This is a genomic window from Brachybacterium tyrofermentans, from assembly GCF_039526165.1.
GTDB classification, from domain to species: domain Bacteria; phylum Actinomycetota; class Actinomycetes; order Actinomycetales; family Dermabacteraceae; genus Brachybacterium; species Brachybacterium tyrofermentans.
Map to the genome: position 1 here is coordinate 162,146 of NZ_BAAAIR010000034.1, position 26,368 is coordinate 188,513.

Sequence of the window (26,368 nt, forward strand, 5' to 3'; positions counted from 1 at the left end):
CGTGACCAAAACGTGGCTGGTTGTTACGCAACCGTGCCCCAGGGCGTGAGAAAACCCCTGGTCCACCGCCCGAATGCTTCCTAACCTGGACCGGTGCCGCCGATCAGATCACTCCACCTCGCCCTGTGGGGGGTGTACGCCCTCGTGCTGGCGGTGCACATCTGGGCACTGCTCACGGGCGCGGAGATGATCCAGCGCTCCACCCAGCCGCTGTTCGCCCCGCTGCTCATCGCCGCGCTGGTGACTGCCCTCCCCCGGCGCACGCGCACCAGCACCCTGACTCTGCTCGGCCTGCTCTTCGCCTGGGCCGGGGACAGCCTCTCCCAGCTCGCCCCGGAGAACGTCCAGCTGATCTCGGTGCTCTGCTTCCTGCTGGCACTGGTCTGCTACGCGACGGCGCTGGCACCGCTGTGGAACCGCACCCGCGATCCAATGCGCATCGCACTGGCGATCCCCTACGGCGGCGTCGTGATCGGCCTGTTCGTGGCCTGCGCGGACGGCTCCGGCCCCCTGCTCCCGGCCGTCGCCGCCTATGCAGTTGCCCTGGCCACGATGGCGTTCCTGTCCGCCGGCGGGAACGGGCTGACCTGGACGGGCGGGACGCTGTTCCTGCTGTCCAGCTCGATGCTCGCCATGAACTGGTTCCTGCCCGGTGCTGCGATCGCCTACAGCTCCGTGTGGGTGATGGCCTCCTACGCCGTGGGCCATGCCCTGCTGATCGCCGGGCTGGTGCGCACGATACCGGCTCGCCGCTGGGCCCCGGCATGCCGCGCCGGTGCCGCGCTGGTCATCGTCGAGAACTGACAGACACCCCGCGGCCGTCAGTGCTCCGCGACCCTCAGTGCTCCGCGAACACCCGGGCGATGAGATCGGCCTGCTCGCGGTGCACGCGCTCGATGTCCTCGCCCTTGCGGGCGACCAGCTGCAGCCCGAGCCGCCCGCTGATCTCCCGATAGGCCACGTCCTGGCCGCTCTCCTCGAGCTGCAGCTTCGCCACCCGCACCTCGGAGAGGAACAGGTCCCGTGTCCCCACGCTCAGATGCACCGGCGGCAGCCCCTCGAGGGCCGCGTTGATCGGCGACAGATCGGGGTCGTCCAGGGACGTGCGACCCGCGTACCTCCGAGCAGCATCGCGCAGCAGCCGACGCTCGTGGACCGGATCGACCTGATCGGTCTCGGTGATCCCGGCGTTGGAGAGCTCGAGGTCCAGCCAGGGGGACATCGCGATCAGGGCGTCCGGGGCGGGGATGTCGGAACGGTCGCGCAGATGGCGGGCCACGGCGAAGGCGAGCCCGCCGCCGGAGTGCTGGCCGGCCAGGATCCACGGCTGGTCCGCGAGGCGCCCGTCGGCCGCCAGAGCGGTGATCGCCGCCTCGGCATCATCGAGCGCGACGGGGTGCTGATGGTCCGGGGCGTTGCGGTAATCGATCATCAGCCCGGCGCAGCCCCGGGCCTCGACCTGGCGGGACAGCCAGGCCCAGTCGCTCGCGAACGGTCCGGAGACATACGCGCCGCCATGCAGGAAGATGATGATCCCGCGGTCGGCGCGATGCTCGTCGAGCCAGACGGAGCGAGTGCGGCCGATCATCTCGTTCTCGACCGCATGAGCCTTCAGCACATGGCTGGGCGGGTGCGGGCTGCGCGCCTCACGCAGCGCCTGGTGGGTCAGGGCCGACGGGATGGGGATCCGGCGGACCGCCCGTGCCCCGGTGACCACTGCATCTCGGACGCGACCCATGACTGCCTCCTACCTGCGACCCGGGGGTCGCCTCGCTGCGGATGGCTCCACCCTAACGAACGTGGCTGGGACCCGGTCACCTCCGCCACGTCACGCGCTCCGCCGCCGGTAGCCTTCAGGCATGACGTCCTCCCCCGCCTCCCCTGGTTCGCCCGCGACCACTGCGCCCACTGCACCCTCTGCGTCCTCTGCCGCGACCGGCCCGCTCGTGGTGCTCGCCGCCATGCCCGAGGAGGCGGCGCCGCTGACCTCCCGGATGGAGGATCCGACCGCCGTACCGACTCCCTTCGTGGACGGCGTCACGGCGGTGCGCGGCGCGCTCGGCGGCCTGGACACCGTGGTCGTCACCACCGGGATCGGGATCGCCGCGGCCGCTGCGGCCGCGACCTGGGGAATCCTCGCCCACGCCCCGCGCGCGGTGGTCGCCGCCGGATCCTGCGGCGGTCTCGCGGCAGACGTCGAGGTGGGCACACTGATCGTCGGCGACTCCTTCACCTATTCGATCGCCGACGCCACGGCCTTCGGCTACGCCCCCGGGCAGGTCCCCGGCGGCCCCGAGCGCTACGAGGCCGACTCCGCCTGGGCGGACCGCGCGGAGCAGGCGGCCGCCGCACAGGCCGGACCGGCCGGCCACCGGCGAGGTCTGATGCTCTCCGGGGACGCCTTCGTGACCGCGCCTCTGGCCGCCCCCATGCGGGAGCGGTTCCCGCGCGCCGTGAGCGCCGATATGGAGACCACGGCGAGCGCTCGGACGGCGGCGCAGCTCGGCGTGCCCTTCGTGGCTCTGCGCGCCGTCTCGGATCTGTGCGGCCCGACCGCCGGTCAGCAGTTCCACCTCGAGATCGACCTGGTCGCGGAGATCTCGGCTCGGGCCGTCCAGGAGCTCGCCAGCAACCTCGTCGGATGACATGGGGGCCGCTCGTCGACCGAACCTCGCTGTGCCTCACAGCACCGCACTGCCCGGCGTCTCACGGCACCTCACCGCACGGTGCCGCGAGACTGCTGCAAAGTCGTGACCTGGTACACCTCGGGGTCGACTACGGTGTGTGGAGGACCACGGTGCAGCGATCGCGGGGTCCTCTGCGGGCACCGTCGCTTATGCCGAATCCAGTGCCGCCGTTACAGTGCTATATGCCCGTCCTCCCCTGAAGTGCCCACGTAGGCACGTCGTATTCCTCGCGGTGGGACGCGGGCTCCCTGTCCCAATCCCCCATCGGAACGAGAAAACATGTCGACCCCCCCCGACAGAGACCTCTCCACCCCACACCGAGGCCGCGAGCCCGCAGGCAGGCTATTCCCTGTCCAAGCCCGTCTTCTTCGTCTCGGCCGGGATCATCCTCATCGCCGTGGTCTTCGCCCTGGCTCTGCCAGACGTCTTCAACAACTTCATCTCCACGCTGAACTCCACCGTCGTGGAGTCGATCGGCTGGTACTACGTCCTGATCGTCACCGGCTTCGTCGGTTTCGCGATCGTCCTGGCGGTCAGCCGCATGGGAAACATCAAGCTCGGGAAGGACGATGACAAGCCCGAGTTCGGCCTGTTCTCCTGGTTCGCGATGCTGTTCGCCGCCGGTATGGGCATCGGCCTGGTGTTCTGGGGCGCGGCAGAGCCGCTGACCTTCTTCGCGGATACCGCGGGCCCCGGCATCCCGCCGAACGCCGCCGGATTCGATGACCCTGTCCGCGCCGAGCGCGCCCTGGGCCAGACCTTCCTGCACTGGGGCCTTCACGCCTGGGCCATCTACGTCGTGGTCGGCCTCGCCGTCGCCTACGCCGTGCATCGCAAGGGCCGCCCGGTGTCGATCCGGTGGGCTCTCGAGCCCGTCCTCGGCAAGCGCACCGACACCTGGGTCGGTGACGTCATCGACATCATCGCGCTGGTGGGCACCCTCTTCGGCATCGCCACCTCGCTCGGCTTCGGCGTGAACCAGATCGCCGCCGGGCTCGACCATCTCGGCGTGCTCCCGAACTCCACCGGGGTCCAGGTCGTGATCATCCTCGTGGTGACCGCGCTGGCCACCCTGTCCGCCGCGAGCGGCGTCGACAAGGGCATCAAGATCCTGTCGAACCTCAACATGGGCCTGGCCGCGCTCCTGCTGGTCGCGGTGCTGGTCCTCGGGCCGACGCTGTTCCTGCTGCGAGACGTCGTCTCGAACATCGGGTACTACCTGCAGAACTTCCTGCAGCTCTCGTTCCAGACCATGCCCTTCCTCGGAGACGAGGGTGCCGGCTGGATCAACGGCTGGACCACGTTCTACTGGGGCTGGTGGATCTCCTGGTCGCCCTTCGTGGGCGTGTTCATCGCCCGCATCTCCAAGGGTCGCACCGTGCGCGAGTTCATCACCGGCGTGCTGCTGGTGCCTACCGCTCTGACCTTCCTGTGGTTCACGATCATGGGTGGCACTGCGCTGTACGAGGCGGTCTTCAACAAGGTCGACTTCACCGGGGGCACCGGGGCGATCGACCCGAACACCGCGCTGTTCGACACCTTCAGCCATCTGCCCGCCGGCGCCCTGCTCTCCGGCGTCGCGGTGATCCTGGTGTCGATCTTCTTCATCACCAGTGCCGATTCCGGCGCGTTCGTGATGGATATGATCGCCCACAAGGGCGACCCGAACCCGCCCCGCATCACGCGCATCTTCTGGGCTGCGACGTCCGGCGTCATCGCGGCGTCGCTGATCTGGGTGAGCTCGCTGTCCGGTGGCGAGGGATCCGGCATGTCTGCGCTGCAGGCGCTGGCGCTGCTCTCCGCCCTGCCGTTCTCGGTGGTGATGATCGGCATGGCCATCTCCCTGTGGCGCTCGCTCAGCCACGAGGTCAAGGTCATCGAGCGCCTCGAGCTCCGCATCCGCCAGCGCGAGTTCATGGAGCGCTACTCCGAAGAGCTCACGGACCAGGTCAGCGACCGGGTCGAAGAGAAGTTCTCCGATGGCATCGGGAACCGGATCGAGTCGCATCTGGAGGGTGAGTACGGCCAGCAGTTCCAGGCCCAGCTCAACCACCAGGTCGAGACACAGGTCTCCGAGCAGGTCGAGGCGCAGGTGGCCGAGCACCTGTCGACCTTCACCGCCGAGCACCCGGCCATCTCCGCGGAGGACACCGCTCCCCCGGCGACGGGTCCGGCGTCCGATGCGAACCGACGCGGTCCGCGGAACCCGTTCCGGCGCGACCGGTGAGCGCCGCGGCATCCCTGATGCCGCGCCGCATCATCTGACAGGACGAGGCCCGGTGGCAGAGGCGGGTTCTAGCGATCCTCGCAACACCCTGTCTTTCAGGGAGTTGCGAGGATCGTGTCGTTCAAGGCGATGAGAGAAGAGTTCTTCAAGGCGCTGGATCGTCTGGATGGCAGTGTCAGAGCTGCTGCGCGGGAGGTCGGTGCGAACGAAAATACAGCGGCTGGTTGGGCTCGCAGGGCGGGCATCCGCGGGCGCGGAACCAGCAGCACTGGCCCCCATCCCGGGCGCGGAGAGTACGAACGCCTGCGTGCTGGCGGAATGACGCGTCGGGACGCTGCCGCGCACGTCCGGATCAACGAGCGAACAGCTAGGGACTGGGACAAGGGCGTCAGAAAGACCCGAAACTCGAGGACCTACCCAGATGGTCGCCGAGTGGACTACAACAATGGGATGACCACACTTGTCGCAGCTCCCGCGCTGCCGGCGCTGGAAGCGGAGCTGCATCCACGCTTCCTCACGCTCACGGAGCGAGAGACCATCGCTGACCTGCACCGCGCTGGCGCGGGCTTGCGGACGATCGGTCGCGCTCTGAATAGGCCGGCCTCCACGATCAAACGCGAGATCGACGCTCGGTCTGAGGAGCAGAAGTATCAGCCTTACTCTGCTCAGCGTGCTTGGACAGCGTCGCGAGCCCGACCGAAGCCTTCCAAGCTCTCTGCGAACTCACGGTTGCGCGACTACGTGCAGGAGAAGCTCTCGGTGCGGTGGTCTCCGGAGCAGATCAGCCACACTTTGCTCAAGGAGTTCCCCGACGACGAGAGCATGCGCGTGAGTCCCGAGACGATCTACCAGGCCCTATACGTCCAAGCCCGCGGCGGGCTGAAACGGGAGCTCGCCGCCGCGCTGCGCACCGGTCGGACCCGCCGTAAGCCCCACAGACAGCCCGACCAGCGCACGTCGAGGTTCGTCGACGAGATGGTGATGATCTCCGAGAGACCATCCGAGGTCGAGGACCGGGCCGTGCCCGGGCACTGGGAAGGCGACCTGATCGTCGGACCAGGCAGTGCTTCCGCGATCGTGACGCTGGTCGAGCGAAGCACTCGCTACGTGTTGTTGGGACATCTCCCCGGCGGGCACACGGCAGAGGAAGTCCGGGACGTGCTCACCCCCCTGATCGGTGCCCTGCCCGATCACCTGCGGGGCTCGCTGACCTGGGACCAGGGATGTGAGATGGCTGCTCACAAGCAGTTCAGCATCGCCACTGACGTTCCGGTCTATTTCTGTGACCCCCACTCGCCATGGCAACGAGGCAGCAACGAGAACACTAACGGGCTGCTGCGCCAGTACTTCCCCAAGAGCACCGACCTGCGGCCCTACGGCCGTGAGGACCTCGAGCACGTCGCCCAGGAACTCAACGGCCGCCCACGCAAGACGCTCGACTGGGAAACCCCAGCCGAGCGTCTGCGTGATCTACTGACAGTCACTTAACCATCAGGTGTTGCGAGGACCCCTAGAAACCGCCAGATGCCACCGGGCCTCGTCCTGTCCCGGACGTCCGTTCGTCGTCGGCTCAGCGGGAGGCGGCGTGCAGGACCTCTCCACCGTCGACGAGCGCCTGCACGTTGGCACTGATCCGCTCGTCGGCCCCGACGGGGCGGCCGCCAGCACCGTGCGGCGTGATGAGCAGGCGCGGCGCGTCCCACAGCGGATCCTCGACGGGCAGCGGCTCGGGGTCGGTGACGTCGATCCCCGCACTACCCAGCGTGCCGGCCTCGAGGGCCTCCCGCAGGGCTGTCTGGTCGACGGTCGCGCCGCGGCCCACGTTCACGAAGATCGCATGGTCGGGCAGCGCGGCGAGCGCCTCGCGCCCCACAGCCCCGGCGGTCTGCTCGGAGGCGGGAAGGATGTCGATGAGCACGTCGACCTCGGGCAGTGCTGCGAGCACGTCCGCCTCGGCGATCACCTCGTAGCCGCTGCGGGTCCCGGCGCTGCGGGCGGCTCCACGCACCTCGGCGCCCAGTGCTGTGAGCATCGGGGCGAGGGTCTGCCCGATCTCCCCGAAGCCCCAGATCAGCACCTTCGCGCCGATCAGGGTGGTCACGCGGCCCTCAGGATGCAGCGGCTGCAGGCCGCCGATCTCGGTGGACCATTCATGACGCTGCTGCGCCTCGCGGGCCTCTGGCAGGCGCCGCAGCAGACTCAGCAGCAGAGCCAGGGCGTGCTCGCTGACGGTCCGGGAGTGCAGGCCCGCGCCCGCGGCGATGACGACGTCCTCGCGGAAACCGGCGGCCAGGATCCCGTCGATCCCCGCGGAGAGCGACTGCACCAGGCGGAGATCCGCGAGGTTGTCCACCGCGGACTCCAGGTGGCGACCGGACGGACCCCACAGCACCAGGACCTGGGCATCGTGGTGCTCGGTGGGGATCTCGGCGCGGGCGTCGACGGTGACGGCCTCGCAGCCCTCGGGCAGGGCGGGGGCCAGCGGCATGGTGTCGGGGAGAAGGATCTTCATGTGCCCAGGCTACGGCGAGCGCGCGGCCGGTGCCGGGGATGCCCACGACCCGTCTCCGGCTGCCCCGGATCTTCGCGGAACTCCCCGGATCATCTCCGGTTCGGCTCCAGATCGTCTCCGGATCGTCGGCCGATGACTCCGGATCGGGCCACGGGACGAGCTGCGCCGTTCCGATAGCCTTCCCCCATGCTCTTCGGCTCCGGTTCGTCCTTGTCCAGCCTCGTGACAGCCCTCGGCAGCACTGCGAGATTCGTCCGCAGCGCGACGAAGAGGACGGAGCACCGGGTGCGCCGCACCGCGATCGCGAGGCCGCTGTCCACCGGAGGGTTCCTCGGCGCCTCGATGACCACGTGGATCGCCACGTCCCCGAGCATGCTGCCGCGCACCTGGTGGATGTGGACCCTCAACTTCGGGGCCTCGCAGATCTACGGGTACGCCGGCGGGGTCCTCGCCACGCAGGTCGTCCGGCGCGTCAGCGGGGCGCTCGGGCTGCGGCTGGAGATCGCGGAGGACCACCGGGAGCGGGCCCGCTGGCTCGGCGCGGCCGCCCTGATCAGCATCTCCGCCTACTCGTGGGTGCGTGGCGTGCTGCGTCAGCGGGAGATCAGCCATCTCGTCCAGGAGCAGCCCAAGAATCTCGCCACCCATGTGGTCGGCACCGCCGGCGGTCTGCTCGCCTCCCTCGGCGTGCTGGTGAGCGTGCGCGGAGTCATCGCGACCGCGCACATGTACCGCGCGCTGCTGCGGCCCTACCTGCCGGCGAGGGTGGTCGCCGTGCTCTCCCTCCTGCTCACCACGGCGACCGTGGCCGTGCTCGCCGAGCGGATCCTGCGCGGGCGGGTGCTCGAGCAGATGATCGAGCGCGCGGAGGCCGCCAACCGGCTCATCTCGCCCGACGTGCCCAGGCCCACCTCGCCGCTGCGCTCGGGCAGCCCCGAGTCGTCGGAGACCTGGGAATCCCTCGGGGCACCGGGGCGCAAGATCGTCTCCGCCGGGCCCACCCGTGAGGCGATCGCCGCGACCATCGGGGCGGGGGCAGCGGGCTCCAGGGCAGCGAGCTCTGGGACAGCCGACGCCGGGACAGCCGACGCCGAGGCGATCGAACCGATCCGGGTGTACGCCGGGAAGTCCTCGTCGCGCTCGTTGGAGGAGACCGTGCAGGCCGTGCTCGCCGAGCTGGATCGCACCGGCGCGTGGGACCGGGACGTGCTGGTGCTGTTCACCGGGACCGGGACCGGGTGGCTGCAGGAATGGTCGCTCTCCGCGATCGAGTTCCTCACCGGCGGGAACTGCGCCACCGCGTCCCTGCAGTACTCCGTGTACCCCAGCGGCCTCAGCTATCTCCTGGACCGCCGCAGCCCGCCGCGCGCCGGGAACCAGCTGTTCGGTGCGGTGCGTCGGCGCCTGGACGCGATGCCCGAAGGGTCCCGGCCACGCCTGTTCGTGGCCGGGGAGTCCCTGGGGTCCTTCGGCGGCAACGCGGCCTTCCGGGACATCCCGGACCTGCTGTCCTCGGTGGACGGGGCGGTGTGGACGGGCACTCCGAGCTTCACCCCCCTGTGGAGGGAGATCGTCTCCCGCAGCCGCCCCGGAGCCCCTGCCATCGCCCCGATCATCGATCACGGACGCCATATCCGCGTCGTCACCCGTCCCCGTGACCTGCACCGGAACTACTTCGCCGGGCTGTACGAGACGTGGCAGCACCCGCGGGTCGTCTATGCCCAGCATCCCTCGGACCCGGTGGTCTGGTGGCGTCCCTCGCTGCTGTGGGAGGAGCCTGCCTGGCTGCGCCAGCGCTTCGGGCACGACGTCACGACCGCGATGCGCTGGTTCCCCTGGATCACGTTCTGGCAGATCGCGGCGGACATGCCCCTGTCGATCAAGGTCACCGGCGGGCACGGGCACTCGTACCACGAGGAGATGGTGCCGATCTGGGCCGCCGTGCTCGGACAGGATGCCCCTGAGACCGACGGCGCGGCCCAGCGCAGCCGGCACCTCGCGATCGTGAAGGCCATCCGGCAGATCAACCCTCGGGTCTGAGCTGCCCCTCGGCAGTCACCACCGGCCAGTCACCGTCGGCCAGTCACCACGGGGCGATCACCGCCTGATGATCACCGCCGAGAAGTCACGCGCACCGTTCCGGCGAGCACGGCTCCTGCGGTGCGCTCAGGGGTTCGGGCCGGTGGCGATGGGCAGGGACGCATCGGCGCTCCACTGCGACCAGGACCCCGGGAACAGCCGCACCTTCGTGTACCCGGCCTGCTGCAGCGCGAGAACGTCGTGGGTGGCGGTCACTCCCGACCCGCAGTAGACGATGGTGTCCTGATCAGGGCGCACTCCGGCGGCCTCGAAGCGCTCGCGCAGCTCCTCGGGGCCGAGGAAGCGGGCGCCCTCGGAGAGGTTCCCAGTGAAGGGCAGGTTCACCGCCCCGGGGATGTGCCCTGCGCGGGGGTCGATCGGTTCGATCTCGCCCCGGTAGCGCTCCGGCGCCCGGGCATCGATGATCAGGGCCTCGCCGGCGGCGACCTCGTCGGCCGTGGCGATCTGCGCGGCGGGCCAGGCCCGGGCGGGCACGTCACCCGGCTCGGCACGGATCTCACCGGTCTCCAGCGGGCCGTCCCAGGCGTCCACGCCGCCGTCGAGCACTGCGGCGTCGTGTCCCAGCGCCCGCAGCATCCAGACCAGGCGTCCGGCGGGCGACCCGTTGGTGTCGTCATAGGCGACCACGATCGAGCCGTCCTTCACCCCGGCGCGGCGCAGGGAGGCGGCGAATGCCTCGGGGTCGGGCAGGGGGTGGCGGCCGGCTTCCGCACTGGGGGGCGCGGCGAGCTCCGTGTCGAGATCGATGTAGACCGCGCCGGGCAGATGCCCCTCGAGATAGGCGTGACGACCGGTGGAGCCATCGAGCGCCCACCGCACGTCCAGGAGGTGCACGGGGCGGGTCCCGGCGGTCTCGAGGACCTCGTGGAGATCGGCGACGTCGATGATCGGGGCGAGCGCTGCGGAAGTCATGGCGCGAGCCTACGCGGCGGCGCACCCCATGCCCACACAGCCACACAGCCACACAGCCACACAGCCATGCTGTCAGCCGAGCGAACGGAGATCGGTCAGGCGCGGACCTGGAGGTCCACCCGCACCAGGCGATGATCCGAGGTGGGGAACGGATGTGTGCCGGTCAGCTCGCTGCCGGGCTGTCCGGACTCCGGCCAGTACACGGCCGAGGAGACGATCTGGAGCGACTTCGCCGGCAGCACGTAGTCCACGCGCAGGTTCCCGGGCCCCGGGGTGTCCCCGAAGTCCGCCGTGTCGTACTGGGGATCGGTGCCGTGATCGGCGTTCGCGCCGCCCTGCTCCGCCGCTTCGACGGCGCCCGCGCTGTGAGGCTTCGTATCGCGCACGCGAGGGTGCGTGAGGAGCTGGTCGATCGCCCCCGGCCAGGAGTCGCCGTCGACCGGATCGGAGTTGTAGTCGCCGAGGATCACGAAGTTCTCGCGCGCGGCGAGGCCGCCGTAGGTGCCGGCGTCATCGACGATCCACTGCGAGCGACGACCGGGGCTGAGGTAGTCCGCCCACAGGCGGATCTCATCGTTGTTGCGTCGCTGATTGCGCTTCTCCGGCCCGTCGAAGCTCGGCGGGGTGGGATGCGCGGCGAGCACATGCACGGTGGAGGAACCGACCTGCACGGGCACGTCCCAATGGGACTTCGAGCTCAGCCGCAGATCGGCGGCGTGCTCCCCGTAGTACTCGGTGGGCAGCAGGTTGCTCGGCATGTCGGCCCAGCGCAGCTTCTGGAAGGTGCGCACCTGCTCGGTGAGGATCGGATGACGGGAGAGGATGACCATTCCGTACTGGCCCGGGAACTCGCCGTACCCCCAGGCGTCGTCCGGGCCGTCGGCGATGCCGTCACCGTTGAGGTCGAGCCCGCTGGGCACGCCGGTGTTCACCGGGGCCGTGAAGGAATAGGGATAGAAGACCGGGGTGCGGCCGTTCTGCCCGACCTCGAGGTACTTGCTGCGGAAGAGATCGGCGCCCGCGCCGTCCTCGTCGGCGTCGAACTCGTTCAGCAGCAGGATGTCGGGGTTGTTGATCTGGATGACCTCGGCGACCGCGCGGATCTGCGCATCCTTGCCGGTCTGGAGATCGCGCAGGAGCTCCCCGGCCTTCGCACGGTTCAGCGACGCGTTGTAGGTCGCCACGCGCACCTGGTCGAACTGGCCACCGCGGCGACTGGGCTGAGGGGCTGCGTGGGACGCTGCTGCCGGCAGGCCGAGGCCCGCTGCGGCAGCGGCGGCAAGTGCACGGCGGCGGCTGATGCTCGGTGACATGCCTTCCATTGTGCAGTAATTGCATCGCAGACCACAACGTCGGTGTGGACGACGGGTCCTCCCCACTGTTTTCCCGACGATCGTCCACACCGCTCCCGCCCCGCGTGACCTGGCGCGGGCCCGGCCCGGCCGGCATGGATCCCGGGATGGATCGGACAAGGATCGGCGATCGATGCGAGACTGACGGGCATGAGAATCGCGTTCCTGGGCACCGGCCGCATGGGCACGGAACTGGCCCTCCACCTGCTCCCCGACCATCAGCTGACCGTCTGGAACCGCACCGCGGCCCGGACCTCGACGCTCGCCGAGGCGGGCGCCGCCGTCGCTGACTCCCCGGCCGACGCTGTCGCCGACGCCGACCTCGTGATCACCTCGCTGTTCGGTCCGGAGGCCGTGCGCGAGACCGTCATCGCCGCCGGCCTGATCCCGGCCGGCATCCCCTGGATCGACACCACGACCGTCTCGCCCGAGGACGCCGACGAGTTCGCCGAGTCCGTCCCCACCTATGTGGGGGTGCCGGTGATCGGGACGCTCGGCCCGGCCCGCAAGGGATCGCTCGGGGTGTACGTCGGCACGCCCGACGCCTCCCTGCGCGAGCAGGTCCTGGAGGTCGTGGCGCCCTGGGCCGATCCGGCGCGGCTGACGGGCGTCGACTCCGGCCGGAAGGCCGCCACCGGCAAGCTGCTGGCGAACCTTGCGCTGGCGATCAGCGCCCAGGGGCTGCGCGAGGCGCTGGCTCTCGGTGAGGCCGCCGGCGCCTCCGCCGAGGAGACACTGGACATGCTCGGCTCGACCGGCCTCGCCTTCATCGCCGGCATGAAGGGGGCCTTCGTCCGCGGCGAGCGCACTACGGAGGGCGGCGACTTCACGGCCGACGCGATCGCCAAGGACGCACGGCTGATGATCGGCACGGTCACCGCCGCCGACGACAGCACCCGCCCCGGCGGCGACCTGCCCGCCCTGCGCGGAGCCCTCGCCTCCCTCGATGCGGAGATCGCCGCCGGTCACGGCGACGACGACTTCTCCACCATCCTGCTGCCGGGGGCAGAACCCACCGGGGAGTAAGGCCGGGCGACAGCCCCGGCGCCCTGGCGCCCCGGGGCCCCGCCGTCGAACTGAATAGTGTCGTTCCACTATTGACGCTCTCCCCGAGGGGCCATAGATTCATTCGTGGTGATGCGGGCCACATCAGTGCCCGCCCGAACGAAGGAGTTCCCCATGAGCAGTCCCTTCCCCCGTCGTGCCGTCCTCACCGCCGGCGCCGCCACTGCTGCCGCTGCCGCCGCGACCGTCGGCCTCGCCCCCGCGGCTCTCGCGAAGGGCCCGGAGCGCTCCGCACCGTTCTCACTCGACGCCGAGGTCCTCGACGGCGGAGAGCAGATCGTCTCGGTGACGATCGACGCCACCCGCCGGGGCGGCCTGCCCACCGGCGAGCTCCCGACCTCGACCTTCACCGTCCACGCCCGCGGGACGGACAGGCTCCGGGGCTCGGTGGCCTACGACCTGGACCGGGCCGTCACCGCCGTGACCGCTGATCATCACGGGCGCATCACGGTCGATCTCGAGCACGGCTTCGGCGTGGACGGCGCGAGCACCCTGGCCTACATCGGGTCCGTCGGCCGCAACGTGCAGCTCGACCTCGAGTACACGATCACGCAGAACGAGCCGCTCCCCCTGCACGGCAAGGGCGTCCCGCAGATCTCCTCCTTCATCCAGGGCGACCTCGTCTCCCCCGAGGTCGACGCCTTCACCTCCCACGTCTCCGCCTCCGGCACCAACTACCGCCTCTTCAGCCCCGCTCAGCGCGGGAAGAAGGCCGAGCTGCCCCTGGTGGTCTGGCTGCACGGCGGCGGTGAGGGCGGCGTCGGGAAGGGCGGGGCCGACTACTACGACAACGAGACCCAGCTGCGGGCGAACCGCGGGGCGCTGGGCCCGGCCACGAAGGAGGCGCAGGAGCTCTTCGGCGGCGCCTACGTCGTCGCGCCCCAGTGCACGTCGGCGTGGATGGCGGACGGCGATGCCTTCGAGCCGCTGATCGACGAGATCATCGAGGAGGTCGCCGCCTCCCACCGCATCGACCGCGATCGGGTCCATGTGACCGGGTGCAGCAACGGTGGCTACATGACGCTCAAGATGATCGTGGAGAACCCCGGGGCGTTCGCCTCCGCCGTGCCGATCTGCTGCGCGGTCGAAGGTCGTCCCACGCCGCTGGTCAGCGATGAGCAGCTCGAGGCGGTCACCACGCCGACCTGGCTGATCGCCGCGGCGAACGACGACACGATCAACCCGCAGGCCAACTCCGTGCACGCCCACGAGCTGATCGATGAGTCGATCCTCAGCCTGTACGACACGGTGACCTGGGAGGGCGTGGACTATCCCGGTCACTGGTCGTGGATCTACGCGGCCCGCAACGATCCCTCCCACGACGGCGTGAGCATGTGGGAGTGGATGGCCGAGCAGGAGCTCTGAGAGCGGCCGGCTCAGATCCCGACTGCGCGCAGCACCGCCTGAGCGGTGCTGCGCGGGTCGGGGCCGACGGGCACCGTGACGTCCTCGACCTCGGCGGCGTCGAGGATCACGGTGAGCTCGTCGAAGCGGTCCCGGTGCCAGGCGAGGCCGTCCGGATCGTCCTCGTGCCGGCGGTGCAGGCGCGCACGGACGACACCCCGCGGCGCGGTCAGCCGCACCACGGTGAGCGGGCAGCCGAACGCCGCCTCGTAGTCGGCGCGGGCGTCGCGCTCCTCGATCACCCCGGCGGCGACCAGCACCCGGGCCCCGGCCTCCCGGTGCACCGCGCTCACGGCGCGGAGCGCGGCCCGCTCGAGCCGGCTGTGGAAGCGGTCGTCCGAGGGGGCGGGCCAGGCCCGGCGCAGCCAGTCCAGGTCGAAAGCGGAGCCGGGGATCGAGCGTGCCTCGAGCTCCTCGGCGATCGCGTCGGTCGTGGTCGTCTTCCCGACCCCGACGGCGCCGATGAGCAGCAGCGCCCGCGGGATCACCGCGCCCGCCGCAAGGGCGGGCGCACCGCTCATCGCAGGTCCTCGAGCACGCCCTTGGCGGCTTGGCGCCCGCTGAAGAGGCAGCCACCGAGGAAAGTGCCCTCCAGGGCGTTGTCCCCGTGCACGCCCCCGCCGCCGAAGCCGCTCGCCTCTCCTGCGGCGTAGAGGCCCGGCAGCCGACGATCGACGGCGTAGGCGTCCTGCTCGGCAGTGCCCGGAACCGCGGCCGCAGGTGCCCGCTGTACCCGTCCGCCGAGGTCCGTCTCGAGGCCGCCGAGCGTCTTGCGCAGCAGCACGTGCAGCCGCACGGCGATCAGCCCGCCGGCCGACGGGTCCAGCAGACGGTGCGGGGCCGCCGTGCGGATCAGGCGATCCCCGAGATAGTGACGGGCCCCGCGCAGCGCGGTGATCTGGGTGTCCTTCGAGAAGCGGTTCGTGATCTCGGCGTCCCGGGCCCGGATCACCCGCTCCAGCTCGCCGGCCTCGACGAGGTCCTCGCCGGTGAGGGCGTTCATGCGGGCCACCAGCTCGGGCACGGTGTCGGCCTGCAGGAAGTCCTCGCCGTGGTCGAGGAACGCCTGCACCGGGGCGGGCGCGCCGGGCTTCACGCGCGAGAGCACCTGCCTCACGTCCTTGCCGGTGAGGTCCGGGTTCTGCTCGCTGCCGGAGAGCGCGAACTCCTTCGCGATGATCTTCGGCGTGAGCACGAACCAGGAGTGGTCATGGCCGGTGGTGCGCAGGTGCCGCAGTGTGGAGGTGGTGTCGAAGCCGGGGAAGGCCGGGGCGGGCAGCCGGTGCCCGCGGGCGTCCACCCAGAGCGAGGACGGGCCGGGCAGGATGCGGATGCCGTGGCCGCGCCACACCGGGTCCCAGTTCCGGATGCCCTCGGTGTAGTGCCACATCCGGTCGCGGTTGATCCAGCTCCCGCCGGCGCGCTCGGCGGCGAGCATCCCGGTGCCGTCGACGCTCGCCGGCACCCCATGCACGACCTCCTCGGGCATGGTGCCGAGATCCGCAGGCCACAGCTCGCGCACCAGCTCCTCGTTGCCGCCGATCCCGCCGGTGGCGACCACGATCGCGGCGGCCCGGTGCTCGAATTCGCGGCTCGCCTCGCGAGTGGAGCCGACGCCGCGCGCGGTGGCATCCGGGGCGAGCACCTGCCCGCGCACCCCGACGGCTCGCCCGCCCTCGACGAGGACCTCCTCGACCGCATGGCGGGTGGCCAGCGTGATCCGGCCCGCGGTGCGGTGGGCGGCGAGCGCCCGGACGAAGGGCTCGACGACGCCGGGCCCGGTGCCCCAGGTGATGTGGAAGCGGGGCACGGAGTTGCCGTGTCCCTCGGCGCGGCCGTCGCCCCGCTCCGCCCAGCCGACGACGGGGAAGAGTCGCAGTCCCAGGCCGTGCAGCCAGGATCGTTTCTCCCCCGCGGCGAACTGCAGGTAGGCCTCGGCCCAGCGGCGCGGCCAGTGATCCTCCGGCCGGTCGAAGGCGGCGGAACCGTGCCAGTCCTGGCGGGCCAGCTCCAGGCTGTCGCGGATGCCGAGGTGCCGCTGCTCCGGGGAGTCGATGAGGAAGAGCCCGCCGAAGCTCCACCAGGCCTGCCCGCCGAGGTCCTGTTCGCCCTCGCGCTCCAGGAGCAGCACCCGTCGGCCGCCGTCGGCGATCCGCGTGGCGGCGACCAGGCCCGACAGGCCCGCGCCGACCACGATCACGTCAGCGCCGTCCGCGGCGTGGCGCGCAGCGGTCACTGCACCGAGATGCGGTGGACCCGCTCGAGATGATCGGTGGAGTTGTCGCCGCTCATGGTGCGGGACTTCTGGCGGTTGTTCGTGCCGACCTTGCGGTCCCCGCGCTGGAGGTTGCCGACGGCGACCTCCGTCTCCCGTTCGAAGTGGTGACGCTTGTCGGTGTTGCGGTAATAGCGGTAGATGCCGCCGTAGATCGCCGCGAACACCGCCGGCCCTGCGACGAAGGGGAAGGCGATGCCGATCGCGCCGTCTCCGGAATCGGCCAGCAGCATCGGCGTCATCGGATCCGCCGCCAGCTCAGCGAGCAGTGGGAACATCGCGTCCGTCCTCTCCGCCCTCGGCCGACGAGGTGTCGGGCGCTGTCGTCATCGTGATCATCGTCGTCAAACTGCTCATCTGTGCCCTCATCCCGCCAGGAACCAGCCGAAGCCGACCACGGCCCCGATCACCGCCGCGACCGTGCCTCCCGCGCAGGCCACGGCGAAGATCTTCGGGTGCGAGACCGGGACCGAGCCCATGGTGTTGCCGTTGCGGGCGTTGACCGCGATGTAGTGGACCAGCGAGCCCTCGCCCTTGGCGGAGTCGGCGTAGCTGTACAGCCAGACCGGCACGTAGACGGAGACCCAGCGGGTTCCGCGCACGGCCACGCCCTCCTGCTCCCAGCGCACCCCGCGGTCGTACCGGCCGACGGTCGGCGTGGCCTTCGCCCGCGCGATCGACAGGAACTTCTCCTCGACCTCGTCGTCGACATCGCGGACGTTGAGGTCGCGGCGCTCGGACGTGAAGTTCTTGAGGTAGTTCGAGTTGTAGGCGACGGCGTTCTCGGTGTCGTACGGCTGGACGGCGTTGAGGATGTTGTTCGTCGCCTGCGCGTTGTCCTGCGCGTCGAAGCGCTGCGCGGACTCGATCGTGAGGTCGTCCACCAGCAGGTCGAAGGCCCGCTTCACCTGGAAGACGTCCGCGTCGTAGTAGGTCTCGGTGCGCTTGTGGTCGCCGCTGCCGGTGGTCACCGTGTACCGACGGGTGGTCACCTCGCCGAGGCCGCCGAGCTCGGCATGCATGTTGCCGTCCACCACCATGTACGGGATGTACACGCCCATGACGTTGTCCGGGACGAACTCCGACTTGAAGCGTCCCAGCGCGAAGGCCTTGCGCTTCCCGGCGAAGGCGTCGATGCGTTCGACGGCCTCCTCGCGGGTGAGCTGGAAGGGAAGCACCGCGTCCGGCACCGCACCGTTGGGGATCTGGGTGTTCACCGACAGGGTCTGCCGGCACCAATGGCACCGTGCCTGCAGCTCCTGGTCGACGTTGACGACCACCTCGGCGCCGCAGCCCTGGCACTTCAGGGTCATCACCGTGAAGTCCTCGCGGATATCCGCGGTGCCGGAGGCCAGCGTGTGGCCGCGCAGGTCCGCGATCGACGAGTCCAGCCCGAACGCCTTCTCCGCGTTCTCCTCGTTCCACTGGTGGCGGCAGTACGCGCACACCAGGGCCTTCGCCGAGAGCGAGTAGGAGATGTCCGTGCCGCCGCACGACGGGCATTTGTTCAGGCCGTCGCCGTGGCTCGAGCTGGTGTCGATGATGCGGTTGCTGGCGTGCTGGCGCGCCGCCTCGGCGGCGCCGGCCACGGACTCGTCACCGAGCATCTCGGCGGGGCGCTGGTTCTGCTGGTTCTGCGGAGGCCGGCTGTGCTGCGGGGACGACCCCGTCGGCGCGCCGCCCTGCCCTGCCTGCCCACCCTGCCCGCCCCGCCCCGCAGGCCACTGGGGCGTGGAGCGGGGGTCGGAGCTCTGGGCTCCCGGCGCGGAGAAACGACCGTCATCGGAGGCCGAGGGCACGCCGCGATCGAGATCGGGCCGTGCCCCCGGGCTGCGAGGGTCGTGCTGCGGTCCGGTGTGCGCACCCGCGCCCATGCCGTCGTCGGCCGGGGGCCGGGAGGGCTGGTCGGGATGCGCCCAGCGCGGATCCTGAGGAGGAACGGTCATGACAGGTCAGAGGCCGAGAGCGGCCTTCTTCGCCGCCTCGTAGTCCTCTTCCGAGATCAGACCCTGCTCCAGCATCTGCTTGTACTGGGCGAGCTTGGCGACCGGATCCTCCTGCGCGGGCGCGGCCTGCTGGGGCGCGGCCTGCTGCTGACCCTCCCCCTGCTGTGGAGCCTGCTGCTGCCCACCCTGCTGGGGCGCACCCTGCTGCTGACCACCCTGCTGGCCGGGAGGCGACCACGGCTGGGCCGGGTTGACCATGCCGCCCGCCGCGCCCATGCCGGCACCGAACATCGCCAGTCCCGCGCCGCCGCCGGTCTCCCCGGCGGACTGCACGCCGCGCGCGGCGGCCTGGTTCATGAAGGACTGCGAGCGGGCGCCGGAGAGGGCGTCGGCCTTCTGGACGTCGTTGAGCAGCTCGCGGGTGTTCTGGTCGTACTCGATCGAGACGATCGCGGTCTTCACGATCGCGAGGCCGCGATCGCTGGACCAGCGGTAGCCCTCCTCGACGGCCGCCGAGAGCGACTGCGCGAAGCCCACGGAGTCACCCTGGATCTTGGAGATCCGGTTGCCCTTGTCGGGATCGTTCGTGTAGCGGGAGAACGCCTGGGCGAGCGAGCCGACGACCTCGCGGAACAGCTGGTTTCCCGCGTCGTTGTCCTGGTCGGAGAAGTCGAAGACGGGCGCACCCGCGGAGATGAAGGTGGCCGGCACGAAGTTGTGCACGAACAGCAGCGGGTCGATGATCCGCAGCGTGTACGAGCCGCGGCACACCGCGCCCACCTGGGCGTTGAGGTAGGCGTCGTCCCAGTAGATCTCGGACTGCGTGCCGAAGCGGTTGTTCGGGATCTCCTTGAGGCTCACGTAGAAGGCGAGCTGCTGCGAGGAGGGGCGGCCGCCGAACTTGAAGCGCTCCCAGGAGGTGCCGACCGTCGAGGCCAGCATCTCGTCCCCGGCGAAGACGGAGCGGGCATCCGGCGAGGAGTCGGTGAACTCGTAGCCGCCGGCCTCGGTGATCAGGCCTGTCGCGCGGCCGTCGACCACCGTGATCAGCCCGTAGCCCTGGGGCACGAGGATCTTGGAGCCGTTGGAGATGACGTTCTCGGACCCGCGGGTGTTCGAGCCGCGACCGGCGTTGGTGCCCTGCGGCACCGCCGGGAACAGGGCCGCCGTCTGCGACAGCCCGTTCGGAACGGTGAGGAAGTCCTTCCACTGATCGGCGAGCATGCCGCCGACAGCGCCCTTGAATGCCTGGATGAATCCCATGTGAGCTCCTTCGTCGCCCCCGAGCGTGTGATCGGTGCCATGGTATCGCGCAGCGCCCGAACGCTCGCTGGATCCACGCACTACCGTCGCTGGGTATGGAGCCGACGCGTGGTGAGGACCCTCGGGAGCGCACGCGCCCTCGGGGGCTCGAGAGCCTCCCCGAGCGGTGGGAGCGCCATCAGGTCGCGATCTATCTGACCGCCCTCGTCGGCGGACTCGCACTGGGCGTGCTCCTGCCCGGCGCCTCGCCCGCGCTCGAGGTCGCCGTGGAGCCCGCGATCGCCGCCCTGCTGCTGGTCACCTTCCTCGGTGTGCCGCTGCGAGACCTCGGCGCCGGGTTCCGGGACGGATGGTTCCTGCTGACCCTGCTGGCGGTGAACGTCCTGGCGGTGCCGCTGATCGTCGCGCTGATCACGCTCCCGCTCGCAGGCTCACCGGAGCTGCTCGTCGGCGCCCTGCTGGTGCTGCTGGCCCCGTGCATCGACTACGTCCTGGTGTTCACGGCGCTCGCGGGCGGGGCGAAGGACCGCCTGCTCGCGGCGACCCCGCTGCTGATGCTCGCGCAACTGGTGGCCCTGCCCGTGCTGGTGCCGCTGCTGAGCGGTGGCGCCGCCACGGGCCTGATCGATCCCGGGCCGTTCGTGCGCGCCCTGGCGCTGCTGGTCCTGCTCCCCCTGCTCGTGGCCGCCGCGATCCAGCGCCTCGCCCCGCGCTGGGACCTCTCGCCGACGATGGTGCCGCTGATGGTGCTGGTGCTCGTCGCCGTGGTCGCCTCGCAGACCCCTCGCGTGCTCGCCGCAGGGACCGCGCTGCTGGCCCTCGTGCCGATCTATGCCGGCTTCCTGGTGCTCGCCACAGGTGCCGGGATCCTCGTGAGCCGCCTGGCGCACCTCGACGTCCCCGCCGCCCGCGCCGTGACCTTCTCCGGCGCGACCCGCAACTCCCTCGTGGTGCTGCCGCTGGCCCTCGCGATCCCCTCGCCGCTCGTTCCTGCCGCAGTCGTCACCCAGACCCTCGTCGAGCTGCTCGGGATGGTGCTGCTGGTGCGGATCCTGCCGCGGCTGGTCAGGGACGGGACGCGACCACCAGCGCGGCGCTGACCGGGAACGCGAGCGTCCCGTCGGCCTCCACGTACGGAGCCCACAGCCTCCGCACCCGCTCCTCGATCTCCGCACGCACCGCGCCCGTCTGCGCCCGGTGGAGCCGGCCCGCACCCCCGACGCCGCCCGCGATCCCGGCCATCAGCTCGTCGGCCGCGACGCGCCAGGTCCAGAGCAGCTCCTCGGCGCGCCCGACCTGCAGACCGGCCTCCCGCGCGATGCTCGCCAGCCCGTCGGTCGAGCGCGGGAAGTCGAGCTCAGGCACCAGGCGAGCGCTGGGTACAGGGACAGCGCCGGCGGCCCGGCTCGCCTCTCCGTAGGCCGCCAGGTGCGGCCCGGGCGCGGCGGGCCAGATCGTCATCGCGATCGGGGCCGACGGCGCCGCGACCCGCGCCAGGTCCCGCACCGTGGCGCGCGGATCGGGAACGTGGTTGACGACGAAGTTCGCGGTGACCGCCTCCATGGATCCGTCGGGGACCGGCAGCCGCGGCGCACCGGCCTGTCGGACCGCGAGCGCCGCCCCCGCCGATGCCGCGGCCTCCCGTGTCAGGGCCACCATGTCCGCGTCCGGATCCACGGCGAGGACCCGTCGGCCCTCCCGAGCCGCAGCGATCGCGAGCTCACCGGTCCCGCACCCCACGTCGAGATGGTCGCGCCCCGGGGCGGTGGCGTCCAGCAGCGCCGGAACTGCTCCGACGCAGAGGGTCGCGAAGGATCTGCGGTACGCGTCGGCCACTCCGTCGAAGCTGCTCACGCGCCGTCCTCCGGCATCAGCACGGTCGCGAGCGTGAGCCGTGGCTTCCCGGTGCCGCGCTCCTCCTGGTACGGGGCGAGGAGCTCGGCGAGCGCCTGCTGGATATGGGCCAGATCCTCGGCGTCAGCATAGAGCGGTCCGCGCCCGAAGCCGAGCAGGTCCCGCAGGTCCGGCGCACCCCGCTCGAGCAGGCGGTCGAAGTCCGCGGCGAGCTCCCCGAGGAAGACCACGAAGGACTCCCGCAGCTGGGCGTCGCTCATCGCCCGCAGGCCCTCATGGTCGACGTGCGCCATCCGCTCCCCGAGCGCGAGGGTGCGTTCGACCGCCCCGCGCACCTTGCGCTCCTCGACCACGGCCAGCAGCCCGGCATCCAGCAGGGCACTGATGTGCCGATAGAGCGTGGCCTGCTTGACCTCTGGCAGCGCTGCCCTGAGCTGCGTGGTGGTGAGACTGCGCCCACCGAGCTGCTGGATGATCCGCAGCCGGACGGGATGGGTGATCGTCTCGGAGAGCGTCGAGCGTCCGAGGTCGCCGGGATCAGGCATCTGCACTTCCCCTACCGTTCTCATGCTGATAATGTTCGCACTACGAGATCATTCTACGAGCGACGGAGCCCGACATGACGCACATCAACATCGAACCCCACCAGATCCGCCTCGAGTTCCCCGGATGGGAGTCGCTGATGACCCGGCGCGGCACCGTCACGGTCCCCCTCTCGGCGCTGCGAGGCGTCCAGGTCGAACCGGGGTGGACCTCGGAGGTCCTGGGCATCCGCTGCGGACTGGTCATCTCGGGATATCGCGCGGTGGGCACCTTCCGGCATCCCTCGGGCACCCGCCGCCTGGTGTCCATGACGCGAGGGCTCCCCCTCCTGCGGCTCGAGGTGGATCGCGCGGCGACCGGCTTCGACGAGATGCTGCTCAGCACTCGCGACGGCGCGGCGATCGCCGACAGCCTCCACGCCGGAGCGCGGTCATGACGGCCCTGCCGATCGAGGTGATGGGACTGAGCAGGGGCTTCGGTCCCGTGCAGGCCGTGGACGACGTGAGCTTCGGCGTGCGTCGGGGCAGGGTCACCGGCTTTCTCGGGCCCAACGGGGCGGGCAAGTCGACGACCCTGCGCATCCTGCTGGGGCTGATGCGCTCCGACAGCGGGAGCACTCTGATCAACGGGCGGGCCTATCGCGACCTCGAGCAGCCGAGCCGCACCCTCGGTGCCGTGCTGGACCTGTCCTCCGCGCATCCGGGCATGACCGCCCGCGGCCATCTGCGCACCTACGCCGCGCTGGGAGCGGTCCCGGCCTCCCGCATCGACGAGGTCCTGGACGAGGTCGGGGCGCAGGAGTATGCCGATCGCCGGATCGGAACCTTCTCCACCGGGATGAGGCAGCGCCTCGCCCTCGCGACCGCGCTGCTCGGCGAGCCGGAGATGCTGGTCCTGGATGAACCCACGAACGGCCTCGATCCGGCCGGTATCGCCTGGTTGCGCAGCTTCGTGCGGACCTACGCCGAGCGCGGCGGCACGGTGCTGCTCTCCAGCCATGCCCTGGGCGAGGTGCAGCGGGCGATCGACGATGTGGTGCTCATCGACCGGGGCAGGGTCGCCCGTTCGGGCCCGCTGGGCGACCTTCTCGCCACGGCTGATTCTCTCGAATCCGCCTTCCTGCAGGCGACGCGCGCGGGGGTGGCGGCATGACGGCCTTCTCCGGTGAGCTGACCCGTCTGTGCTCCACCCGTCTCCCCCTGTGGACGCTGTTCGCCGCGATGCTGTGCGGAGGCGGACTGACCGGTCTCCTGGCCCTGATCGGCCCCGAGAACGCGACGCCCCCGATGCCCGGTCTGGACACGCCCGAGGGCGGCGGCATCGTGCTCGGGATCGGCGGGCTGCTGCTGTTCGTCCCCGCTCTGATCGGCACGACGGCGGTCACGAGCGAGTACCGTCACCGGACCATCGGTGCCACGTTCCTGGCCGTGCCCCGGCGCGGTGCCGTGCTGCGCGCCAAGCTCGGGGTCTTCGCGATCCTGGGACTCGGCTACGGCCTGGTCAGCTCCCTCTCCTCCGGTCTCGCCCTGCTCCTCGGCACGGCGATCCACGGCGAGGAGCTCGGCCTCCCCGCCGGCCAGCTGGTCACGATGCTCGTGCAGCTCACGCTGGCCTCCGCGGTCTACATGGTGCTGGGCGTCGGGATCGGAGCTCTCGCCCGCCACCAGCTGCTCGCCGTCGGCATCGTGCTGGGGTACTTCTACTTCCTGGAGTACGTGCTGATGCTGATCCCCGGCATCAACCGCCTGTACCCGATCCTGCCCGGTGGAGCCACGGCCTCGCTCACCCGCTTCACGTTCCTCACCGAGGCGATCGAGCAGCAGACCGGCACCGCCGCGGCACTGGGCAGCCCCGTGATGGGGGCCCTGATCCTGCTGGGCTACGCGGCGCTCGCCGCCGCGGTCGCCGTCCTGGTCCCCCTGCGCCGCGACCTCGGCTGACCCTCAACCGGTGATGTCGAACTTCGCGAGCTTGCGGCTGTCGCCGGAGCTCTGCAGCGCGAGCAGCTGCGCGTAGATGCCACCGGAGGTCGCCAGCTGCGCCGGGGAGCCGATCTCGTCGATGTGGCCGTCGCGGAGGGTGATGATGCGGTCCACCTCGGCGATGGTGGAGAGACGGTGGGCGATGATCAGCGAGGTGCGGCCGGCCATCAGCTGGTCCAGACCCTTCTGCACCTGGATCTCCGCCTTCGTATCCAGTGCTGAGGTGGCCTCGTCGAGCACGAGCACCGGGGCGTCCTTGAGGATCGCGCGGGCCACCGCGATGCGCTGGCGCTGGCCGCCGGAGAGCTTCAGCCCGCGCTCGCCGATCACCTGCTCATAGCCCTCGGGGAAGCGGAGGATGAAGGCGTCGGCGTTGGCGCGCCGGGCGGCCTCGAGCACCTCCTCGTCGCTCGCCTCGGGGCGGCCGTAGGCGATGTTCTCGCGGATCGTGCCGGAGAACAGGGACGCGTCCTGGAAGACGACGCCGATGCGGGAGCGCAGCTGGTCCAGCGGCAGGTCCGAGCTGGGATGGCCCACCACCTCGACGGCTCCGTTGCGCGGCTCGTACAGGCCCAGCAGCAGGTTCACGATGGTGGACTTGCCACCGCCGGACTCCCCCACCAGGGCGATCTTCTCGCCGCGGTCCACCTGGAAGTCGATGCCGTGCAGCACGTCGTCGCCATCCTCGTAGGCGAAGTCCACGCCGCGGAAGGCGACCACGGGAGCACCGGGCACGGGCTCGATCCGGGGGCGCTCGGCGAGCGCGACGGCGGTCCCGGACGCTGCCGGAGCAGCTGCCGCGCCCGCCTCGCCGATCGAGCTCGTCGTCCCCGCCGGGCGCGGCTCCTCGGCCGATGCCGTGCCCCCCGCGTGACCAGCGTCGGCCGCATCGACGGGACGGGCGGCCATCACCGCGGCGGTGCGCGGATCGACCGGGGTCTCCATCACCCGGAAGTAGTCCTTGGAGCCGGCGATCGCGCGCTGCGCGGCGTCGATCACCCAGCTCATCGACTCCACCGGAGCCTTGGCCATGGTCATGAGCTGGACCAGCAGCACCATCTCGCCGAGCGTGAACTGGCCCTGCACCGTGCGCACGAAGATGATCGCGTAGATGCCGAAGAAGATGAGGTTCAGGAACGCCCGACGGATCACGTCCATCCGATGCCAGTGCGAGGACTGCGCCCGCGTGGTGGCGTCGGTGGAGCGGAAGCGGCGCGAGAAGTCCTCCAGCTCGCCGCGCTCGCGCACGAAGGACTTCACCACGCGGATCTGGCCCACGACCTCGGCGAAACGGCCCGAGGCGATGTCGACCTGCTCGTTCTTCTCGCCCTCCAGGCGCTGCCACTTCACGGAGGTCAGCGAGGTCAGCCACACGTAGACGGGGAACACGATGAGCAGCAGCACGGTGAGCGGCCACGCGTACCAGGCGCTGATCGCGAGCACCGCGACGGTGGTGATGAGCATCGACGCGAAGGAGTTCGACATCATCTTCGTGAAGTTGGTGATCTCGGTGATCGACCTGTTCAGCCTCGCCACGATCGTGCCGGTGATCTCGCCGTCGAACCAGCGCTGGGGCAGGTGCAGCAGCTTGTCGTAGTAGCGCACCGAGAGGATCGTGCGCATCCGGTTGCTCATGACGTCGCCGAACCAGCCGCCGACGTTCGAGATCACCGTGTTGAGCAGCTCCGCCAGCAGCACGGCCGCGGCGATCAGCAGCACGGTGCGCACGGCGGTGCCGGTCGGGGTCGTCCCGTTCACGGCTCCGCTGACGGTGTCGGTGGCGTGGCCGATCAGGAAGGGGACAGTCAGCCCGGCGACGGCGGTGAGCACCGACGCGATGATGACCGCGGTGTAGAGCGGGGCGAGGGACCGGGTGAAGCGGACGATGCGCAGGAGGGACGACACCGGGACAGCGTAGGCGCGATTCCAGGCACGAGGAACGGCTGGGTGGGCCGATCCACGCACAGCAGAATTCCCGTCGAGGATCCCCGCCGAGGAGTACCGGCACGCGTCGAGCCGCGCCGGGTCCCGGGATCTGTCGCACGGGAAGTCCGCGCCCTCCGCACCACTCGTCCACCCTGCACCACGTGTCGGTGAGGGCGCTCTCACCGACACATGGTGCTGGATACCAAGCAGTAATCGGCGGGAGGGGGCGGCAGGAGAGCCACCGGGAGGGGTCAGTCCGCGCGGGCAGCAGGAGCGGGTAGCGAGCAGTGGCGACGCGAGATGTCAGCGCGCGGGTCGGC

General features: G+C 70.7%; 23 protein-coding genes. 11 read left to right on the forward strand and 12 right to left on the reverse strand.

The features are described 5' to 3' along the window. The first annotated feature begins 93 nt into the window (after positions 1-93). On the forward strand, positions 94-804 hold the full coding sequence (locus ABD093_RS08355) for a lysoplasmalogenase family protein (protein ID WP_343923683.1): 711 nt from the start codon (positions 94-96) through the stop codon (positions 802-804). A 34-nt stretch (positions 805-838) separates the two neighbouring features. Here ABD093_RS08355 and ABD093_RS08360 read toward each other — a convergent pair whose 3' ends face one another. Then, entirely contained in the window at positions 839-1,738 is a 900-nt protein-coding gene (locus ABD093_RS08360; protein WP_343923685.1) for an alpha/beta hydrolase fold domain-containing protein, read from the reverse strand. 121 nt (positions 1,739-1,859) lie between these two features. Here ABD093_RS08360 and mtnN point away from each other — a divergent pair, with 121 nt between their 5' ends. The 3 genes from mtnN to ABD093_RS08375 all read left to right on the forward strand — a co-directional run bounded on the left by mtnN (position 1,860) and on the right by ABD093_RS08375 (position 6,402). After that, positions 1,860-2,645, forward strand: coding sequence for a 5'-methylthioadenosine/S-adenosylhomocysteine nucleosidase (mtnN, locus tag ABD093_RS08365; protein WP_343923687.1), 786 nt, complete (start codon positions 1,860-1,862; stop codon positions 2,643-2,645). Between the two features lie 274 nt (positions 2,646-2,919). Next, positions 2,920-4,914 carry a BCCT family transporter gene (locus ABD093_RS08370; RefSeq protein ID WP_343923689.1) on the forward strand — a complete coding sequence of 665 codons (1,995 nt, stop codon included), beginning with the start codon at positions 2,920-2,922 and terminating at the stop codon, positions 4,912-4,914. Between the two features lie 318 nt (positions 4,915-5,232). Further along, on the forward strand, positions 5,233-6,402 hold the full coding sequence (locus tag ABD093_RS08375; protein ID WP_343923826.1) for an IS30 family transposase: 1,170 nt from the start codon (positions 5,233-5,235) through the stop codon (positions 6,400-6,402). Positions 6,403-6,484: 82 nt separating this feature from the next. Here ABD093_RS08375 and ABD093_RS08380 read toward each other — a convergent pair whose 3' ends face one another. Next, positions 6,485-7,426, reverse strand: a complete 942-nt coding sequence (locus tag ABD093_RS08380; protein ID WP_343923691.1) for an NAD(P)-dependent oxidoreductase — start codon at positions 7,424-7,426, stop codon at positions 6,485-6,487. 186 nt (positions 7,427-7,612) lie between these two features. On the opposite strand from ABD093_RS08380, the gene ABD093_RS08385 reads away from it, so the two are divergent. Further along, positions 7,613-9,466 carry an alpha/beta hydrolase gene (locus ABD093_RS08385; protein ID WP_343923693.1) on the forward strand — a complete coding sequence of 618 codons (1,854 nt, stop codon included), beginning with the start codon at positions 7,613-7,615 and terminating at the stop codon, positions 9,464-9,466. Between the two features lie 126 nt (positions 9,467-9,592). On the opposite strand, the gene ABD093_RS08390 is transcribed toward ABD093_RS08385, so the two are convergent. Both ABD093_RS08390 and ABD093_RS08395 read right to left on the reverse strand, forming a co-directional pair. After that, positions 9,593-10,438 carry a sulfurtransferase gene (locus tag ABD093_RS08390; protein ID WP_343923695.1) on the reverse strand — a complete coding sequence of 282 codons (846 nt, stop codon included), beginning with the start codon at positions 10,436-10,438 and terminating at the stop codon, positions 9,593-9,595. A gap of 95 nt (positions 10,439-10,533) precedes the next feature. Then, complete coding sequence (locus ABD093_RS08395; protein WP_343923697.1) at positions 10,534-11,751, reverse strand: endonuclease/exonuclease/phosphatase family protein; 1,218 nt, start codon at positions 11,749-11,751, stop codon at positions 10,534-10,536. Between the two features lie 189 nt (positions 11,752-11,940). On the opposite strand from ABD093_RS08395, the gene ABD093_RS08400 reads away from it, so the two are divergent. Beyond that, the gene (locus tag ABD093_RS08400; protein ID WP_343923699.1) at positions 11,941-12,816 is read left to right on the forward strand and encodes an NAD(P)-dependent oxidoreductase; all 876 of its coding nucleotides are present in this window, start codon (positions 11,941-11,943) and stop codon (positions 12,814-12,816) included. Between the two features lie 153 nt (positions 12,817-12,969). Continuing rightward, positions 12,970-14,220 carry a prolyl oligopeptidase family serine peptidase gene (locus ABD093_RS08405; RefSeq protein WP_343923701.1) on the forward strand — a complete coding sequence of 417 codons (1,251 nt, stop codon included), beginning with the start codon at positions 12,970-12,972 and terminating at the stop codon, positions 14,218-14,220. Between the two features lie 11 nt (positions 14,221-14,231). Here ABD093_RS08405 and ABD093_RS08410 read toward each other — a convergent pair whose 3' ends face one another. From ABD093_RS08410 to ABD093_RS08430, 5 genes are all read right to left on the reverse strand, one after another. Next, positions 14,232-14,780 carry an AAA family ATPase gene (locus ABD093_RS08410; RefSeq protein ID WP_343923703.1) on the reverse strand — a complete coding sequence of 183 codons (549 nt, stop codon included), beginning with the start codon at positions 14,778-14,780 and terminating at the stop codon, positions 14,232-14,234. Continuing rightward, positions 14,777-16,495 carry an FAD-binding dehydrogenase gene (locus ABD093_RS08415; RefSeq protein ID WP_343923705.1) on the reverse strand — a complete coding sequence of 573 codons (1,719 nt, stop codon included), beginning with the start codon at positions 16,493-16,495 and terminating at the stop codon, positions 14,777-14,779. The genes ABD093_RS08410 and ABD093_RS08415 overlap by 4 nt, the downstream gene beginning before the upstream one ends. Continuing rightward, a complete protein-coding gene (locus ABD093_RS08420) occupies positions 16,492-16,812 on the reverse strand; it encodes a hypothetical protein (RefSeq protein WP_343923707.1) in 321 nt (106 codons plus the stop codon). The genes ABD093_RS08415 and ABD093_RS08420 overlap by 4 nt, the downstream gene beginning before the upstream one ends. Before the next feature lie 87 nt (positions 16,813-16,899). After that, on the reverse strand, positions 16,900-18,480 hold the full coding sequence (locus ABD093_RS08425; protein WP_226849706.1) for a TFIIB-type zinc ribbon-containing protein: 1,581 nt from the start codon (positions 18,478-18,480) through the stop codon (positions 16,900-16,902). 6 nt (positions 18,481-18,486) lie between these two features. After that, positions 18,487-19,743: an SPFH domain-containing protein gene (locus ABD093_RS08430; RefSeq protein WP_193116388.1), complete on the reverse strand. Its 1,257-nt coding sequence runs from the start codon at positions 19,741-19,743 to the stop codon at positions 18,487-18,489. A 95-nt stretch (positions 19,744-19,838) separates the two neighbouring features. On the opposite strand from ABD093_RS08430, the gene ABD093_RS08435 reads away from it, so the two are divergent. Further along, positions 19,839-20,843, forward strand: a complete 1,005-nt coding sequence (locus tag ABD093_RS08435) for an arsenic resistance protein (protein ID WP_343923711.1) — start codon at positions 19,839-19,841, stop codon at positions 20,841-20,843. Here the strand turns inward: ABD093_RS08435 and ABD093_RS08440 are convergent. Together ABD093_RS08440 and ABD093_RS08445 are read right to left on the reverse strand one after the other, a co-directional pair. Then, on the reverse strand, positions 20,809-21,597 hold the full coding sequence (locus ABD093_RS08440) for a class I SAM-dependent methyltransferase (RefSeq protein WP_343923713.1): 789 nt from the start codon (positions 21,595-21,597) through the stop codon (positions 20,809-20,811). The two genes, ABD093_RS08435 and ABD093_RS08440, sit on opposite strands and share 35 nt — an antisense overlap. After that, entirely contained in the window at positions 21,594-22,142 is a 549-nt protein-coding gene (locus tag ABD093_RS08445) for a helix-turn-helix domain-containing protein (RefSeq protein ID WP_343923715.1), read from the reverse strand. Before ABD093_RS08445 ends, ABD093_RS08440 begins: the two co-directional genes overlap by 4 nt. A gap of 74 nt (positions 22,143-22,216) precedes the next feature. On the opposite strand from ABD093_RS08445, the gene ABD093_RS08450 reads away from it, so the two are divergent. The 3 genes from ABD093_RS08450 to ABD093_RS08460 are packed head-to-tail and all read left to right on the forward strand — an operon-like array spanning position 22,217 to position 24,080. Further along, entirely contained in the window at positions 22,217-22,576 is a 360-nt protein-coding gene (locus tag ABD093_RS08450) for a hypothetical protein (RefSeq protein WP_343923717.1), read from the forward strand. Then, positions 22,573-23,292: an ABC transporter ATP-binding protein gene (locus tag ABD093_RS08455; protein WP_343923719.1), complete on the forward strand. Its 720-nt coding sequence runs from the start codon at positions 22,573-22,575 to the stop codon at positions 23,290-23,292. Before ABD093_RS08450 ends, ABD093_RS08455 begins: the two co-directional genes overlap by 4 nt. Then, complete coding sequence (locus ABD093_RS08460; RefSeq protein WP_343923721.1) at positions 23,289-24,080, forward strand: ABC transporter permease; 792 nt, start codon at positions 23,289-23,291, stop codon at positions 24,078-24,080. Before ABD093_RS08455 ends, ABD093_RS08460 begins: the two co-directional genes overlap by 4 nt. 3 nt (positions 24,081-24,083) lie before the next feature. Here the strand turns inward: ABD093_RS08460 and ABD093_RS08465 are convergent, their stop codons facing one another. Beyond that, positions 24,084-26,027, reverse strand: a complete 1,944-nt coding sequence (locus ABD093_RS08465; protein WP_193116394.1) for an ABC transporter ATP-binding protein — start codon at positions 26,025-26,027, stop codon at positions 24,084-24,086. Positions 26,028-26,368: the final 341 nt, after the last annotated feature.

Excerpts from the sequence above, each read along its gene's own strand:
- ABD093_RS08360 (WP_343923685.1), bottom strand. The coding sequence starts at position 1,738 with ATGGGTCGCGTCCGAGATGCAGTGGTCACCGGGGCACGGGCGGTCCGC.
- mtnN (WP_343923687.1), top strand. The coding sequence starts at position 1,860 with ATGACGTCCTCCCCCGCCTCCCCTGGTTCGCCCGCGACCACTGCGCCC.
- ABD093_RS08375 (WP_343923826.1), top strand. The coding sequence starts at position 5,233 with ATGACGCGTCGGGACGCTGCCGCGCACGTCCGGATCAACGAGCGAACA.
- ABD093_RS08380 (WP_343923691.1), bottom strand. The coding sequence starts at position 7,426 with ATGAAGATCCTTCTCCCCGACACCATGCCGCTGGCCCCCGCCCTGCCC.
- ABD093_RS08385 (WP_343923693.1), top strand. The coding sequence starts at position 7,613 with ATGCTCTTCGGCTCCGGTTCGTCCTTGTCCAGCCTCGTGACAGCCCTC.
- ABD093_RS08390 (WP_343923695.1), bottom strand. The coding sequence starts at position 10,438 with ATGACTTCCGCAGCGCTCGCCCCGATCATCGACGTCGCCGATCTCCAC.
- ABD093_RS08395 (WP_343923697.1), bottom strand. The coding sequence starts at position 11,751 with ATGTCACCGAGCATCAGCCGCCGCCGTGCACTTGCCGCCGCTGCCGCA.
- ABD093_RS08400 (WP_343923699.1), top strand. The coding sequence starts at position 11,941 with ATGAGAATCGCGTTCCTGGGCACCGGCCGCATGGGCACGGAACTGGCC.
- ABD093_RS08405 (WP_343923701.1), top strand. The coding sequence starts at position 12,970 with ATGAGCAGTCCCTTCCCCCGTCGTGCCGTCCTCACCGCCGGCGCCGCC.
- ABD093_RS08410 (WP_343923703.1), bottom strand. The coding sequence starts at position 14,780 with ATGAGCGGTGCGCCCGCCCTTGCGGCGGGCGCGGTGATCCCGCGGGCG.
- ABD093_RS08420 (WP_343923707.1), bottom strand. The coding sequence starts at position 16,812 with ATGTTCCCACTGCTCGCTGAGCTGGCGGCGGATCCGATGACGCCGATG.
- ABD093_RS08425 (WP_226849706.1), bottom strand. The coding sequence starts at position 18,480 with ATGACCGTTCCTCCTCAGGATCCGCGCTGGGCGCATCCCGACCAGCCC.
- ABD093_RS08430 (WP_193116388.1), bottom strand. The coding sequence starts at position 19,743 with ATGGGATTCATCCAGGCATTCAAGGGCGCTGTCGGCGGCATGCTCGCC.
- ABD093_RS08435 (WP_343923711.1), top strand. The coding sequence starts at position 19,839 with ATGGAGCCGACGCGTGGTGAGGACCCTCGGGAGCGCACGCGCCCTCGG.
- ABD093_RS08445 (WP_343923715.1), bottom strand. The coding sequence starts at position 22,142 with ATGCCTGATCCCGGCGACCTCGGACGCTCGACGCTCTCCGAGACGATC.
- ABD093_RS08450 (WP_343923717.1), top strand. The coding sequence starts at position 22,217 with ATGACGCACATCAACATCGAACCCCACCAGATCCGCCTCGAGTTCCCC.
- ABD093_RS08455 (WP_343923719.1), top strand. The coding sequence starts at position 22,573 with ATGACGGCCCTGCCGATCGAGGTGATGGGACTGAGCAGGGGCTTCGGT.
- ABD093_RS08460 (WP_343923721.1), top strand. The coding sequence starts at position 23,289 with ATGACGGCCTTCTCCGGTGAGCTGACCCGTCTGTGCTCCACCCGTCTC.